The organism is Microbacterium rhizophilum (assembly GCF_039605615.1).
Lineage (GTDB): Bacteria > Actinomycetota > Actinomycetes > Actinomycetales > Microbacteriaceae > Microbacterium > Microbacterium rhizophilus.
Genome location: NZ_JBCNUN010000010.1, coordinates 68,777 through 83,009, shown reverse-complemented (window position 1 = coordinate 83,009; position 14,233 = coordinate 68,777). Strand labels below are relative to the sequence as shown.

The 14,233-nt window shown below is 72.7% G+C and carries 12 protein-coding genes; 5 read left to right on the top strand and 7 right to left on the bottom strand.

What is annotated here, in order from left to right:
- Positions 1–4: 4 nt before the first annotated feature.
- Positions 5–1,267 (top strand): iron uptake system protein EfeO, encoded by a 1,263-nt coding sequence (gene efeO, locus AAD528_RS15005; protein ID WP_345752890.1) that lies wholly within the window; start codon positions 5–7, stop codon positions 1,265–1,267.
- Between the two features lies 1 nt (position 1,268).
- Positions 1,269–2,567: an iron uptake transporter deferrochelatase/peroxidase subunit gene (gene efeB / locus AAD528_RS15000; protein ID WP_345752889.1), complete on the top strand. Its 1,299-nt coding sequence runs from the start codon at positions 1,269–1,271 to the stop codon at positions 2,565–2,567.
- 12 nt (positions 2,568–2,579) lie between these two features.
- Here the strand turns inward: efeB and surE are convergent, their stop codons facing one another.
- The 4 genes from surE to AAD528_RS14980 form a co-directional block, all read right to left on the bottom strand.
- Positions 2,580–3,323 carry a 5'/3'-nucleotidase SurE gene (gene surE, locus AAD528_RS14995; protein ID WP_345752888.1) on the bottom strand — a complete coding sequence of 248 codons (744 nt, stop codon included), beginning with the start codon at positions 3,321–3,323 and terminating at the stop codon, positions 2,580–2,582.
- Complete coding sequence (locus tag AAD528_RS14990) at positions 3,320–4,222, bottom strand: PfkB family carbohydrate kinase (RefSeq protein ID WP_345752887.1); 903 nt, start codon at positions 4,220–4,222, stop codon at positions 3,320–3,322. The genes surE and AAD528_RS14990 overlap by 4 nt, the downstream gene beginning before the upstream one ends.
- Before the next feature lie 332 nt (positions 4,223–4,554).
- Complete coding sequence (locus tag AAD528_RS14985) at positions 4,555–5,568, bottom strand: isopenicillin N synthase family dioxygenase (RefSeq protein ID WP_345752886.1); 1,014 nt, start codon at positions 5,566–5,568, stop codon at positions 4,555–4,557.
- A 68-nt stretch (positions 5,569–5,636) separates the two neighbouring features.
- Complete coding sequence (locus AAD528_RS14980; protein WP_345752885.1) at positions 5,637–6,782, bottom strand: acyltransferase family protein; 1,146 nt, start codon at positions 6,780–6,782, stop codon at positions 5,637–5,639.
- Positions 6,783–6,924: 142 nt separating this feature from the next.
- On the opposite strand from AAD528_RS14980, the gene AAD528_RS14975 reads away from it, so the two are divergent.
- Positions 6,925–8,262 (top strand): LLM class flavin-dependent oxidoreductase, encoded by a 1,338-nt coding sequence (locus AAD528_RS14975; protein ID WP_345752884.1) that lies wholly within the window; start codon positions 6,925–6,927, stop codon positions 8,260–8,262.
- A 19-nt stretch (positions 8,263–8,281) separates the two neighbouring features.
- Entirely contained in the window at positions 8,282–8,929 is a 648-nt protein-coding gene (locus AAD528_RS14970; protein ID WP_345752883.1) for a CE1759 family FMN reductase, read from the top strand.
- Between the two features lies 1 nt (position 8,930).
- Here AAD528_RS14970 and AAD528_RS14965 read toward each other — a convergent pair whose 3' ends face one another.
- From AAD528_RS14965 to AAD528_RS14955, 3 genes are read right to left on the bottom strand one after another with little or no spacing between them, the layout of a single operon-like run.
- Complete coding sequence (locus AAD528_RS14965) at positions 8,931–10,217, bottom strand: MFS transporter (RefSeq protein WP_345752882.1); 1,287 nt, start codon at positions 10,215–10,217, stop codon at positions 8,931–8,933.
- 60 nt (positions 10,218–10,277) lie between these two features.
- A complete protein-coding gene (locus tag AAD528_RS14960) occupies positions 10,278–10,865 on the bottom strand; it encodes a DedA family protein (protein WP_345752881.1) in 588 nt (195 codons plus the stop codon).
- 43 nt (positions 10,866–10,908) lie between these two features.
- A complete protein-coding gene (locus AAD528_RS14955; protein ID WP_345752880.1) occupies positions 10,909–12,111 on the bottom strand; it encodes a MalY/PatB family protein in 1,203 nt (400 codons plus the stop codon).
- A gap of 167 nt (positions 12,112–12,278) precedes the next feature.
- Here AAD528_RS14955 and AAD528_RS14950 point away from each other — a divergent pair, with 167 nt between their 5' ends.
- On the top strand, positions 12,279–14,231 hold the full coding sequence (locus AAD528_RS14950) for a GDSL-type esterase/lipase family protein (RefSeq protein WP_345752879.1): 1,953 nt from the start codon (positions 12,279–12,281) through the stop codon (positions 14,229–14,231).
- Positions 14,232–14,233: the final 2 nt, after the last annotated feature.

The following is a 14,233-nucleotide window of genomic DNA, read 5'->3' as shown; positions in this document are numbered from 1 at the left end:
GCTGATGTCGCACAGGCCCCTCCGCCCCCGGATCGCCCGCCCCTCGATCGCGCTCGTCGGCGCCGCGCTCGGCGCGGTCGCGCTGAGCGGCTGCGTGCCCAACAGCGCCACGGCGCCCGGCGAGGCCGGGCCGGGCGCGCTCGCCGTCACGTCCACCGACGAGGCGTGCGAGGTCTCGGCCGCGACCGCGACCAGCGGCACGCTCGCGTTCGACGTCACCAACGACGGCTCGCAGGTCACCGAGTTCTATCTGCTCGCCGAGGACGGGCTGCGGATCGTCGGCGAGGTCGAGAACGTCGCCCCCGGCGCCTCCCGCACGCTCACGGTCGTCGCCCAGCCCGGCGACTACTTCACGCTCTGCAAGCCCGGCATGGTCGGTGACGGCGTCGGCCGGGCGGCGTTCGCGGTCGAGGGCGAGGCCGTCGCCGCGACCGGCGAGGACGCCGAGCAGAAGCAGCACGCCGTGGACCTCTACGCGGCGTTCGTGAAGGATCAGGTCGAGCAGCTCGTGCCCGCGATCGACGAGTTCACCGCCGCGTACGCCGCGGGCGACGATGCCACGGCGCGCGAGCTGTTCCCGCAGGTGCGCACGCACTACGAGCGGATCGAGCCCGTCGCCGAGTCGCTCGGCGACCTCGACCCGCGCATCGACTACCGCGAGGTCGACGCCGTCGCGGAGGGCCTGGACTGGACCGGCTTCCACCGCATCGAGAAGGACCTCTGGGTGCCGGAGGAGGACGCGCTGAACGCCGACGGCGAGACGCCGGCCTGGCAGGACTGGCAGCCCTCGACCACCGCGCAGCGCGCCGACTTCGCCGCGCAGCTCGTGGCGGATGTCGCCGAGCTCGACGACTACGTCCACTCCGACGACTTCCAGACCGCGCTCGACGCGCAGGGTGTGGCGGGTCTCAGCAACGGCGCGATCGCGCTGCTCGACGAGGTCGCCACGGGCAAGATCACGGGCGAGGAGGACTGGTGGTCGGGCACCGACCTGTGGGACTTCGCGGCCAACGTCGAGGGATCGAAGATGGCGTTCGACCTCTCCCGCGACTTCGCGGCCGCGCAGGGCGAGGAGGGCGAGGGCCTCGTCGAGGACATCGATGCGGGCTACACGCGCCTCGGCAACGCGCTGCAGGCCTTCGGATCGCTCGAGGACGGCTTCGTCGGGTACACCGAGCTCACCGAGGACGACCGCCGCGAGCTGAGCGACCAGCTCAACGCGCTCGCCGAGCCGCTGTCGCAGCTCACCGCCACGATCCTGGAGTGAGATGACGCAGGACCGCCCCGAACCGGCCGAGCCCGCCGAGCCGCACGACGCGGCACGCGGGCTCAGCCGGCGCGGCCTGTTCGGCCTGGCGGCCGGCGCCGGGGCGGCGGGTCTCGCGCTCGGGGGCGGCGCCGGCTACGGGATCGGACGTGCGGCGCCCGCGGCGGCCGCCGCCGGCGATCCGTTCGCGTTCTTCGGCCGGCGGCAGGCGGGCATCACGACGCGCGTGCAGGACCACCTGCACTTCGCGACGTTCGACATGAACTCGTCCGCGACGCGCGACGACCTGATCACGCTGCTGCAGGACTGGACCTACGCGGCCTCGCGGATGACGCAGGGACTGGACGTGAGCGCGACCGGCGCGGTGGGCGGGCCACCCGAGGCGCCGCCGGACGACACCGGCGAGGCCGTCGGCCTGGGCGCACACGGCCTGACCATCACGATCGGCGTCGGCCCGACGCTGTTCGAGCGCGACGGCGCGGATCCATTCGGCCTCGCCGACCGGCGCCCCGCGGAGCTCCGACGGCTGCCCGCGTTCCTCGGCGACGACCTGGATCCGAACGCGGGCGACGGCGACCTGTGCATCCAGGCCTGCGCGGACGATCCGCAGGTCGCGTTCCACGCCATCCGGAACCTCACGCGCATCGCGTTCGGGCGGGCGCGGATGCGCTGGTCGCAGCTCGGATTCGGGCGCACATCGAAGACGACGGCGACACAGGCGACGCCGCGCAACCTGTTCGGCTTCAAGGACGGCACCGCGAACATCCTGGCGGACGACGAGCGGGCGCTGCGCGAGCACGTCTGGGTCGCCGACGACACGCAGCCCGCCTGGCTCGCGGGAGGCTCGTACCTCGTGGTGCGCAAGATCGCGATGCTCATCGAGACGTGGGATCGGACGCGCTTGGCCGAGCAGCACCGGATCGTCGGGCGCGACAAGGGAGAGGGCGCGCCGCTGTCGGGCGGCGACGAGTTCACCGCCCCGGACTTCGCGCACGGGGGAGGCGCCCCGTCGATCGACCCCGCGAGCCACGTGCGCCTGGCGCACCCGGATCACAACGGCGGCGTGCGCATCCTGCGCCGCGGCTACAACTACGTCGACGGCACGGGCGAGCTCGGCCGGCTCGACGCGGGCCTGTTCTTCCTGTCGTACCAGCGCTCGCCCGAGCGCTTCGTGACGCTGCAGCGCGCGCTGTCGACCGACCTCATGAACGAGTACATCCGCCACGTCGGATCGGCCGTCTTCGCGATCCCGCCGGGCGCGGCGGAGGGTTCCTACGTCGGTGCGGGGCTCTTCTCCTAGCTCGGCGGGCGCTCAGCTGCCGTAGCCGAGGGGGCGGTGCGAGACCGGCTCGATGCCCGTGAGGGTCGCGTAGCCCTCGGCGAGCAGCGCGGCGTCCGTGCCCGGATCCGGCACGTTCGGCAGGTCCTCGACCGCGAGGCGGATGTGCGTGTCGCCGCGCTCGCTCAGCGTGGTCTGGACGATGCCGAACGGCGCGAGCGGAGCCTCGCGCACGCCCCGGTGCTCGGGTGAGTTCGGGATGTTGAGGTTCACGACCGAGCCGCGCTCGAGCGACATCAGGAACGGCAGCACGCCCAGCGCCGTGGCGGCGCCCGCGTCCCACTCGAAGACCTCGGGGCGCATGCCCACGTCCAGGGACACGGCGAGCCCCCACGCGCCGTTCAGCCCGCCCGTCAGCGCCGCCCCCACCGTGCCGGAGTGCAGGATGGCGCGCCCCACGTTCGCGCCGTGGTTCACGCCCGACAGCACCACGTCGAACGGGTCGCCGAACGCGCCGTGCGCGGCGATCAGCGCGATCAGGCCAGGCCCGCCGCGCACCGCGTACGAGGGCAGCTTCTCGAGCCCCGCGATCGTGCGGGCCTCCATCGCGATCCGGCCCTCCTCCTCGCCCGCGACGATCGACGCGCTCGCGCCGCTCGACTGGCGCTCGGGCGCCGCGATCGTGACGTCGAGGTCGTGCGCGACCGCGGCGCGCGCGAGCGCGTGCAGGCCCGGGGCCTCGATGCCGTCGTCGTTCGTGACGAGCACACGGGTCATGCGTCCTCCTCGGGGCGCTCGGCGGCCGGCTCGGCGAGGGCGGCGAGCCCGTCGGGGCTGACGCGGCCGTGACTCTCGTCCGGGTCCGCACCGGGCGCGGGGAGCTCCCGCACCTCGACGCTGCCGCGCAGCCGGTCGATCGTCTCCATGTCGCCGGTGCCGAGGCCGTGGCGCGTCACGTTCATCGCGCCGGCGGCGGCGCCCGTGACCACGGCGTCGCGCAGCGACTGCCCCGATGCCAGGCCCGCGCACACGCCCGCGGTGAGCGAGTCGCCGGCCCCGCGGTGATCTGCGATCTGCAGCTGCGGGGGAGTGACCTCCAGGGACGCGGCGCCGTCGCGCACCACGAACGGGCTCCCCGCCCGCGTCACGATCACGTCCTGCGCGCCCCGCCGGCGCAGCTCCTCGATGGCGTGCAGGATCGCGCCGGTGTCGTCGCCCTCGGACAGCAGGCCGTCCGCGCGGAGCTCCTCATCGCTGACCTTCAGCAGGTCGACGCCGCCCTCGAGCGCGGCGAGCATCCGGTCTCCCGCCAGATCGACCACGACGCGCACGTCGTTCGTGCGCAGGTCGGCGGCGAGGCGCCGATACGTGTCGGCCGGCAGCACGCCGTCGCCGTCCGGGCCGCTCAGGATCGCCAGGCCCGCGTCGATGCCCTCCCGCAGCATCGCGCCGTAGAGCTCGTCGAGCTCGTGGCGCCCGAGCGGCTGGCCCGGCGTCTCCGCGACCGCGGTGCGCTCGCCGTCGCGGCGGTCGTGCACGTAGGCCGCGCCGCGCCCCTCGCGCTCCACTTCCACGACGTGGAAGCCCTCGTCCTCCAGCAGCCCGCGCATGACGCGGCCCAGCTCGCCCGTGAGCGCGCAGCACAGCGTGACGTCGACGCCCAGCCGGCGCAGCATCCGCGCCTGCCACACGCCCTGCCCCCCCCGGCGTGCACGTGGATCTCGGGCTCGCCCCCGTCGCCCTCCAGGCCGTGGTCCTCGATCATCACGGTGAGGCTCGGGGAGGGGGCGAAGACGGCGATGTCGGGCATGCTCCCGACGCTACGAGCGCACGCCTCCCGCATCAGCCCCCTTGTGAGCATCGCAGCCAGGCGCTAAGCCTGTGCGAGCGAAGCGAGCGTGCCGCGAAGCGGCCCCCCGCAGCGCGAAGCGCCGCCGCGATGGAGCGCAGCGACAGCGCTCGCTTCGCGGAGCGGTCCGCGAAGCGGGCCCGACGCGTGTGACCGTTTCTAGAGAGAACGGGCGGCGAGCAGGTCCGCGTGCCACCGCTCCGCCACGTCCGGGTGGGCGCGCAGCCGCGACTTCAGCGCGTTCTCGCCGTACAGCGAGTGGATCGGGTTCGACGGATCCTGCTCGACGCCGCGGGCCTGCGCCGCGAGCTCGGCCGGCAGCTCCAGGATCGGCAGGCGCGCGTCGAGCGCGGGATTGAAGAAGAACGGGATCGAGATCCGATCCTGCGGCAGGCGGGGCGAGAACACGCGGTGGTTCGTCGCGCGGAGGTAGCCCTGCGTGGCGTACTCGAGCATCTCGCCGATGTTGACCACGAAGGAGCCCGGCACCGGCGGCGCATCCACCCACTGGCCGTCCCGCTCCACCTGCAGGCCGCCGCGCTCGGGCTGCACCCACAGCAGCGTCAGCACGCCCGAGTCCTTGTGGATGCCCACGCCCTGCTGGGGCTCCTCGCCCTCGACGCCCGGGTAGCGGACGATCTTGATCAGCGTGGCAGGGTCGCCGAAGTGTCTGTCGAAGTAGTCCTCGTCGGCGTGCAGCGCGAGCGCCCACGCACGCAGCAGCTTGCGCGAGATCTCCGTCAGCCGGTCGTGCCACTCCGTGACGACCTCGCGCAGCTCCGGCAGCGCGTCGGGCCAGAGGTTGGGGCCCTGCAGCCGGAAGAAGTCGGCCGCCTCCGGATCCGTCACCGGCTCGCGCTCGGGGCCGATGTCGATCTGCTCGCGCCAGTCGACCCTGCCCTGCGTGCGCTCGCCGCCGATCCGCGTGTAGCCGCGGAAGTGCGGGCTCGTGACGTTCTCGATCGCGAGCTTGTCGGCCTCCGGCAGGTCGAAGAACGCCCGCGAGACGCGGTGCACGCGCTCCTCCAGCTCGGGCGAGACGCCCGTGCCGACGAGATAGAAGAAGCCGACGTCGCGCGTCGCGGCGGCGAGGTCGTCGCGGAAGCGCGCGGCCGCCTCGGGCCCCTGGTCGAGCTGCGAGAGGTCGAGGATCGGCAGGTTCAGATCTGTCATGGTCACGACGGTACGAACCTGACCGGATCCGCGCGACACGCGCGGCGAAATATGACGAACGCGCGGCGTCAGCGGCCGGATCCGGGCCGATCCGTAACCTGCGGGCGCCGCGATCCGGTGGGGTCGACCGCACGGCCCGCCTGCGGCGTCACGGACGGGTCGGCGAACAGCCACCGCGAGCGCGGCTCGACGAGCGGCCGGAACACCCACCGCACGGGCTTCGAGGCGAGCACGATCGCGATGGCGACGGCCAGGACGCACACGGTCGGCAGCCACAGCCACGTCGGCTCGAGGTCGCGCAGCACGCCCGACTCGCGGAAGGGGTACAGCACGAACGAGTGCAGCAGGTAGACGTACATCGTGTACGTGCCGAGCTTCGTGAAGGCGAACTGCCCGCGCGGGACGATCACGAAGAACGCCGCGCACAGGATCACCGCGATCGCCATCAGGATCAGCCGCACGCCGCCGGCCCACCACGGCACGTCGCCCAGGAAGTGCGCGTAGTCCTGGTCGTAGAACAGCCAGTTGCGCATGTCCATCTCGTGCCAGCGGTCCAGGCCGGCCCAGGCGACCCAGCCGGTGAGGGCGAACACCGCGACCGCGCTGACCCGCGCCCACCACGCCTTGCGCGCCAGCAGCCGCAGCCGGTCGACGATGTCGTGCTCCCGCAGCCACCAGCCGAGCGCGAAGAACGGCAGGAAGCCCAGCGTGCGCGCCAGCGAGAACGTGCTGTCCACGTTCGGCAGGTAGCCGACGCCGATCGAGATCACCACGGTCCACAGCAGCGGCCAGCGCAGCAGCGCCAGGTACGGCAGGATCAGCCGGAAGATGCCGAGCGCGAGCAGGAACCACAGGGTCCACGACGGCTGCGTGAGGTTCGGATCCGGATCGCCCTCGACCAGGCCCTTCATCAGCCACCACAGGGCCTCGAAGATCACGTACGGCACCAGGATGTCCGTGATCACACGCGCCATCTGCCGACGGGACGGCGGATCCGACTTCGAGAAGTAGCCGGAGATGATCGCGAACGCGGGCATGTGGAACGCGTAGATCACGAGATACAGCGCGTATGCGATGTCGGAGTCGTACGTGAGGCGCTGGATCGCGTGCCCCAGCACCACGAGCACGATGCAGGCGAAGCGGGCGTTGTCCCAGTACGGGACGCGTCTGCGCTGACGGGGGACCGATCCGGTCGCCGGCGGTGGCGTGCTCATCCCGACAACGCTACCGCCGGGGACGGGAGGACCATGGGAATAGATCTCACGCGGCGGCGTTGCACCGACTATATTCAGACGCATAGAAATGCGGATGACCAGTGACCCCGCCGGGACGACGGGACGGAACGGAGAAGCAGAGATGAGCGAGACGACCACCGCGCCGTCGCAGACCTCGGGAATGCAGTTCGGCATCTTCTCGGTCAGCGACATCACCACCGACCCCACGACAGGGCGCACGCCGAGCGAGGCCGAGCGCATCCGCGACATCGTGACGATCGCGACGCATGCCGAGGAGGTGGGCCTGGACGTCTTCGCCCTCGGCGAGCACCACAACCCGCCGTTCTTCTCGTCGTCGCCCACGACGACGCTGGCGTACATCGGCGCGCAGACGACGGACCTGATCCTGTCGACCGCGACCACGCTCATCACGACCAACGACCCGGTGAAGATCGCCGAGGACTACGCCATGCTGCAGCACCTCACGGGCGGCCGCGTCGACCTCGTGATGGGACGCGGCAACACCGGCCCCGTGTACCCCTGGTTCGGCCAGGACATCCGCCAGGGTCTGCCGCTCGCGATCGAGAACTACGCGCTGCTGCGCCGGCTGTGGGATGAGGACGTCGTCGACTGGGAGGGCAGGTTCCGCTCGCCCCTGCAGGGCTTCACGGCGACGCCGCGCCCGCTCGACGGGGTCGCGCCGTTCGTGTGGCACGGGTCGATCCGGACGCCGGAGATCGCCGAGCAGGCCGCGTACTACGGCGACGGCTTCTTCGCGAACAACATCTTCTGGCCCAAGGAGCACTACCAGCGCCTGATCGCGCTGTACCGCCAGCGCTACGCCCACTACGGCCACGGCACGCCCGAGCAGGCGATCGTCGGTCTCGGCGGCCAGGCGTTCATGGCGAAGAACTCGCAGGACGCGGCGAGCGCGTTCCGCCCCTACTTCGACAACGCCCCGGTCTACGGCCACGGCCCGTCGATGGAGGACTTCACCGAGATGACGCCGCTGACGGTCGGATCGCCGCAGCAGGTCATCGACCGCTACGCCGCGATGCGCGACCACTACGGCGACTACCAGCGCCAGCTGTTCCTGATGGATCACGCCGGCCTGCCGCTGAAGACAGTGCTCGAGCAGCTCGACCTGCTCGGCGGCGAGGTCGTGCCGGTGCTGCGCCGCGAGCTGGCGAGGAACCGTCCCGCGAACGTGCCGGATGCGCCCGCTCACGCCGCGCGCGTGAAGGCCGTGCACGGCGACGCCGAGCCGCGCCAGGCCCGGCCCACCGCCGCGGGGGGCAACAACCTCACCGTGGGCGGCCCGTACCAGGACACGGTCGTCTCGCCGGCTGCGCCTGGTGGCGTCTCGCCGGCTGCGCCTGGTGGCGTCTCGCCGGCTGTGCCTGGTGGCGTCTCGCCGGCTGCGCCTGGTGGCGTCTCGCCCAAGGCCGGATCCGCGTTCGGCGCGGCCGCGACCCGCTGACATCCGAAGGAACAGGAACATGACCGACACCCGTCGCATCGCGGTGGTCTCCGCGGGCCTGTCCACGCCGTCCTCGAGCCGCATGCTCGCCGACCGCCTCGCCGCCGCCACGGTGGCGGGCCTCGGCGAGCGCGGCATCGAGGCGACCGCGGAGGCGTTCGAGCTGCGCGACTACGCGCACGACATCACCAACAACCTGCTGGCGGGCTTCGCGCCGCCGGAGCTGGAGATCATGCTGACGCGGATCGCGACGGCCGACGCGCTGATCGTCGTGACGCCGATCTTCTCGACCAGCTACTCGGGGCTGTTCAAGTCGTTCATCGACATCCTCGATCGCGAGTCGCTCACCGGCAAGCCCGTGCTGATCGGCGCGAACGCCGGCACCGCGCGGCATTCGCTCGCGATCGACTACGCGATCCGCCCGCTGTTCGCGTACCTGCACGCCGAGCCCGTCTCGACCGGCGTGTTCGCCGCCTCGAGCGACTGGGGCGGCAAGGAGGACGACGTCGCGCCCCTCAGCGCGCGCATCGACCGCGGCGCGCGCGAGCTCGCCGCGGCCATCGCCGCCAAGCCGCAGCGCGTGGAGGCCGATCCGTTCGATCCCGACACGTACCTCGGCTCCGGCAAGGGCTTCGGGCACCTGCTGGGCGGACTCGCGGGGGAGTGAGTCAGGCCGCGCTGGGTGCCGCATCCTCGTGATGCGGCACCCAGCGCGCGTACGACAGCACGAGCCCGATCAGCAGCAGCCCCGCCGTCAGCCAGAACGGCCACGTGCGGTCCATGCCGGACAGCCAGCCGGAGATCCATCCGAACGGCGCCGCCGCGAGCATCACCACCGTGCGCTGCACCGCCATGACGCGGGAGCGCTCCGCCTCGTCCACGTGCAGGGCGACGAGCGACTCCGACAGCATGAACACCAGCCCGGCGCCGAAGCTGTCCAGCAGCAGGCACACGCCGAGCAGCGCGTACGTCCCCGCGTCCGCCTGACCCTGCGCCGCGGGGATCAGGACCAGCACGAGCTGACCCGCGAGGTACACGCCGAAGCCCCACATCGCGGCGGCCCTGAGGTCGACGCCCGTGGTCAGGCGGGGGATCACCGTGAACAGGAACACGATCGACAGGATCGACCGCACCATCGGGAAGAACGGCAGGAGCGGATCGGGCACGTGCAGGTGCGCACTGGCCACGACCTGCCAGAACGTGCCGTTCACGAGCGTGACCGCCGCCACGAGCGCCGCGATCATCAAGGCGAGGATCGAGCCGCGTGAGCGCAGCAGCAGGCCGACCGCGCCGCGATACCCCGCGAGCAGGCGCCATACGCTCACGCCGCGCGTCTGCGCCATCCGGATCTCGCCCTGTCGCGTCTCGCGCGACCAGCGGTACAGCCAGATCACCTTCGCGGACATCACGACGGCCGCGTTGACGAACAGCACCCGCACGGCGACATCCAGATCGAGCTGGAGGACCAGCACGGCGGCGATCGGCGCGAACAGGGCCGAGCAGTCGGCGGCGACCCGCACGAGCGAGTAGATGCGGGTGAGCTGGCTGCGTTCGGCGTCCTCGACCATGAGGCAGTCCCAGGCGTTGGCCGTCACCTGCATGGCGCCGTTCACGACAGCCGCCGCGAGGAAGAACCAGAAGTTCTGCGCGAACGCCCAGATCACGCACGGGATCACCCACGCGATCACGTCGAAGACCGCCGTCGTCCACCGCCGGCCGAGGCGGTCGGTGATGATGCCGCCCGCGAGCCCGAACGCGACCTGGGACACCATCCCGATCGACGCGATCAGGCCGATCTGCGCGTCGTGCACGCCCTGCGACAGCATGAACACCGACAGATAGGGCAGCACGAGCGCCATCGACAGCCCCCACAGCGGCTCCGTCCAGACGCACGCGCGCGGGTTGCCGCGCAGCCGGATCAGGGTCTGCCAGAGGTCGTTGCCCGTCCGTGCCACCGGAGCAGTCAACCAGGTCGCCGGCCCCCGGCCGCGTCGAACGTGCAGGTTCGGCGCGTCTCAGGCGATCGGCCGGATCCGCCCCATCACGAAGTCGACCGTCCAGCCGACCGCGAGCGCGACGGCGATCGAGACGATCACGGCGACGACCGTGCCGCCGGGGACGACCGACGCGATCGCCGCCCCGACCAGCGCCTGGAACGCCGCCCACGCGAGCGCGGCGGCCCCGGCGATCGGCAGATAGCGCAGCGCCGGGACGCTCGCGGCCCCGGCGGAGATGTTCACCGCGAGGCGGCCGAAGGGGATGAAGCGCGCCGTGAACACCGCGGTGGCGGCATGCGTGCGCAGCCGATGGGACGCCCAGTCCAGCGCCCGCTGCACGGTCGGGCGCTGCAGCGGGCGCCACGTGCGGGGATGCAGCAGCCGCCCGATCAGGTAGCAGCACACGTCGCCCGCGAACGCCGCGAGACCGCCGATCAGGATGACCGACCACAGCGGCGGCAGCCCGTGCGCGACCGCCACGGTGCCGAGTGCGGTGACGGCGACCTCGCCCGGCACGACCACCAGGAACGCGTCGGCGAACACGACGCCGGCGAGCACGACCAGCGCCCAGGGGTTCGCCGCGAGTCCCGCGATCAGCTCGTCCACGACACGTGTGTACCCGCCGCCGGTGAACGGCCGGTGTCGCGCGTCAGCGGGCGCGCAGCGCCTCGCCCATCGCGGCGACCGCGCGCTCCAGGATCGGACGCGGCATGGCGAAGTTGAACCGCGCCGCCGTGGTCCCGACGTCGCCGCACAGTGCGCCGTCGGTGAGGCTCACGCCCGCGCGCTCGCCGAAGAAGGTGGCGGGCGCCTCCGGCAGCGCGAGCGCGGCGCACTCCAGCCACGCGAGGTACGTCCCGTCCGGCGCGGCGTACTCCACTCCCGGGAGGTGCTCGGCGACCAGCTCGGCCAGCCGTCCGCGGTTGCCGTCGAGGTATCCCACCACGTCGTCGAGCCACGCGCCGCCCCGCGCGTACGCCGCGGTGTTCGCGATCACGCCGAGATTCGCGGCGCCATGGCCCCACGTGGCGCCGTCCTTCCGCCACCGCTCGCGGTCGGCCGCGTTCGACACGACCACCTGCGCGGCCTTCAGGCCCGGCAGGTTCCATGCCTTGGACGCCGAGGTCGCCGTCAGGGTGTGACCCGCCGTGATCTCGTTCACCGACGCGTAGGGCACGTGCCGGCGCCCCGGATAGACCAGCGGGGCGTGGATCTCGTCCGAGAACACGCGGCCGCCGTGGCGTTCGACCACGGCGCCGATCGCGGCCATCTCCTCCGGATCGAGCACCTTGCCGATCGGGTTGTGGGGGTTGCAGAGCACGAGCAGACCGCCGCCGTCGGCGAATGCCCGGTCGAGCGCGTCCAGGTCGTAGGCCCAGCCCGCGCCGTCGCGCGCGAGCGGCATCTGGATGATCCGGCGCCCGTGGGCGAGCGGAACCGTGAGGAACGGCATGTAGGCGGGCGTCGGCACGATGATCGCCGATCCGGGGGTGCTGAAGTGCGCCATCGCGACGTCGAGGGCGCTGATCACGTCGGGGAAGGCGTGCACGTCCGCCGGATCCACGCGCCAGCCGTAGCGCTCCGCCGACCAGCCCGCGAAGGCTTCCGCCATCGACACGGCATCGGCCGTCGGCAGGTATCCGAACGCGCCGCGGTCCACGGCGGCGTGCAGCGCCTCGGTGATCGGCGGCGCGATCCCGAAGTCCATCTCCGCGACCCACGCGGCCAGGCGATCCGGGAACGCGGTCCACTTCAGGCTGCCGACCTCACGCAGCGACTCGACCGTGATGTCGTCGAAGGGATGGCGGCTCTGGAACACGCGGGGCTCGCTTTCGTCGGGGCGTCCGTCCATCCTGCCCTCCCGACGCGGGCGGCGGCCGATGCGCCGTTCCCGTGACGCGGCGGGGGAGCGGGGGTGAAGGTTTCGGTGACCTCGGATGAACGGTCGGGGAAGCGGCGCGTCCCGTGCGGCTGCGGGCGGGTCGGCCCCGTCACGCTGGAGTCATGAGGGTCGCACTGGTGGCAGAGTCCTTCCTCCCGCACATGAACGGGGTCACGCACTCCGTTCTGCAGATGATCCGTCACCTCGAGCGCCGCGGTCACGAGACGCTCGTGGTCGCCCCCGACGGCGGCGGCAAGGAGCGCGCGCCGCACGGCCGGACCGAGCTGCTCCCGTCCGTCCCGATGCCCTCCTACCCGGACGTCCGCGTGGCGTACCCGACCACGGCCCGTCTCGCGCGCGTGCTGCGCGACTTCCACCCCGACGTCGTGCACCTCGCGTCGCCGTTCGCGCTCGGATGGAAGGGGCAGGTCGCCGCCGACGCACTGCGGCTGCCGAGCGTCGCGGTCTACCAGACCGACGTGATCGCCTACACCGAGCGCTACGGCGTCCCCGGCGCGGTGCCGCTCGCCTCGGCGCACGTCGCGCGCCTGCACAGGCGCGCGACGCTGACGCTCGCGCCGTCCTCCGCCTCCGAGACGCAGCTTGCCGCGCTGGGCATCGACCGGCTGCGTCGCTGGGGGCGCGGCGTGGACGCCGAGCGCTTCCGCCCCGACCGGCGCAGCGACGCGTGGCGGGCGAGGATCGCGCGCGGCGAGCTGCTGGTCGGCTACGTCGGGCGCCTCGCGGCCGAGAAGCAGGTCGAGGACCTGCGCGTGCTGTGCGGGATCCCCGGGGTCCGACTCGTGATCATCGGCGACGGCCCCGAGCGCGAGCGCCTGGAGCGGCAGCTGCCGGGCGCGGTGTTCACCGGGTTCCTCGGCGGCGACCAGCTGGCCAGGGCGCTCGCGAGCCTCGACGTGTTCGTGCACCCGGGGGAGAGCGAGACGTTCTGCCAGACCGTGCAGGAGGCCCTCGCCAGCGGCGTGCCGGTCGTCGCCACGGGACGCGGCGGCCCCCTCGACCTCGTCCGATCCAGCGTGGACGGCTGGCTGTACGCGCCCGGCGACCTCGACGACCTGCGCGAGCGCGTCCTCGACCTCACGGGCGACGACGCCAAGCGCCGCTCGTTCGGCGCGGCCGCGCGCGAGAGCGTCACGGCCCGCACGTGGGAGTCGCTCGGCGACCAGCTCATCGAGTACTACCGCGAGGCGCAGCGCCTGCGGCCGCTCGACGACGCCTCGCGCGTGCGCGCCGCTGCCCGCCCCGAGGCCGTCACGCCGCCGCAGTCCAAGCAGTGGAGGCGCTACGTCGCGCTCGGCGACTCGCTCACCGAGGGCCTGTGCGACACGTCGCGCATGGCGGACGGCCAGTACCGCGGCTGGGCCGATCGGCTCTCGAGCATGCTCGCGCAGGCTCCGGGCCGCTTCCACTACGCCAACCTCGCGGTCCGCAGCCGCCGCGTGCGCGACCTCGTGCGCGAGCAGGCGCCGCAGGCCCTCGGGATGGACCCGGACCTCGTGTCGGTGTTCATGGGCTCGAACGACCTCGTGAGCCACGGAGCCGACCCGGCGCGGCTCGCGGCGCACGTCGAGAAGGTCGTGCGCGACATCCGCGCGACCGGCGCCGACGTGCTGCTGGTCACGCCGTTCCTGCCCGAGCGGCCCGCCGCGCGGATCTTCGCGCGCCGTTTCGCGCTGTACGCGATGGAGCTGCGGCGCATCGCGGCGGCGACGGACTCGTACCTGCTGGACGCGGCCGCGCTGCCGGCGCTGGGCGACCGCACGATGTACGCCGACGACATGGTGCACCTCAGCTCGCGCGGGCACCGCTACCTCGCCTACCGCGCGGCCGAGGCGCTCGGCATGCCCGACGCCGAGACCCTCGGCCAGCTGGACGACGCGCTGCACGGCTTCGATCCGTCCGAGGACGCCGACCTGCTGCCGCAGGGCGACTGGCTGCGCACCCACGCGCTGCCGTGGGTGTGGCGCCGGATGCGCGGCCGCACGGCGGGCGACGGCATCGTCTCGAAGCACGCCGACTACGTCCTGATCCCCGGACGCGACGCACCCAAGCGCAGCACGCTGGGCTAGCG

Excerpts from the sequence above, each read along its gene's own strand:
- efeO (WP_345752890.1), top strand. The coding sequence starts at position 5 with ATGTCGCACAGGCCCCTCCGCCCCCGGATCGCCCGCCCCTCGATCGCG.
- efeB (WP_345752889.1), top strand. The coding sequence starts at position 1,269 with ATGACGCAGGACCGCCCCGAACCGGCCGAGCCCGCCGAGCCGCACGAC.
- surE (WP_345752888.1), bottom strand. The coding sequence starts at position 3,323 with ATGACCCGTGTGCTCGTCACGAACGACGACGGCATCGAGGCCCCGGGC.
- AAD528_RS14990 (WP_345752887.1), bottom strand. The coding sequence starts at position 4,222 with ATGCTGCGCCGGCTGGGCGTCGACGTCACGCTGTGCTGCGCGCTCACG.
- AAD528_RS14985 (WP_345752886.1), bottom strand. The coding sequence starts at position 5,568 with ATGACAGATCTGAACCTGCCGATCCTCGACCTCTCGCAGCTCGACCAG.
- AAD528_RS14980 (WP_345752885.1), bottom strand. The coding sequence starts at position 6,782 with ATGAGCACGCCACCGCCGGCGACCGGATCGGTCCCCCGTCAGCGCAGA.
- AAD528_RS14975 (WP_345752884.1), top strand. The coding sequence starts at position 6,925 with ATGAGCGAGACGACCACCGCGCCGTCGCAGACCTCGGGAATGCAGTTC.
- AAD528_RS14970 (WP_345752883.1), top strand. The coding sequence starts at position 8,282 with ATGACCGACACCCGTCGCATCGCGGTGGTCTCCGCGGGCCTGTCCACG.
- AAD528_RS14955 (WP_345752880.1), bottom strand. The coding sequence starts at position 12,111 with ATGGACGGACGCCCCGACGAAAGCGAGCCCCGCGTGTTCCAGAGCCGC.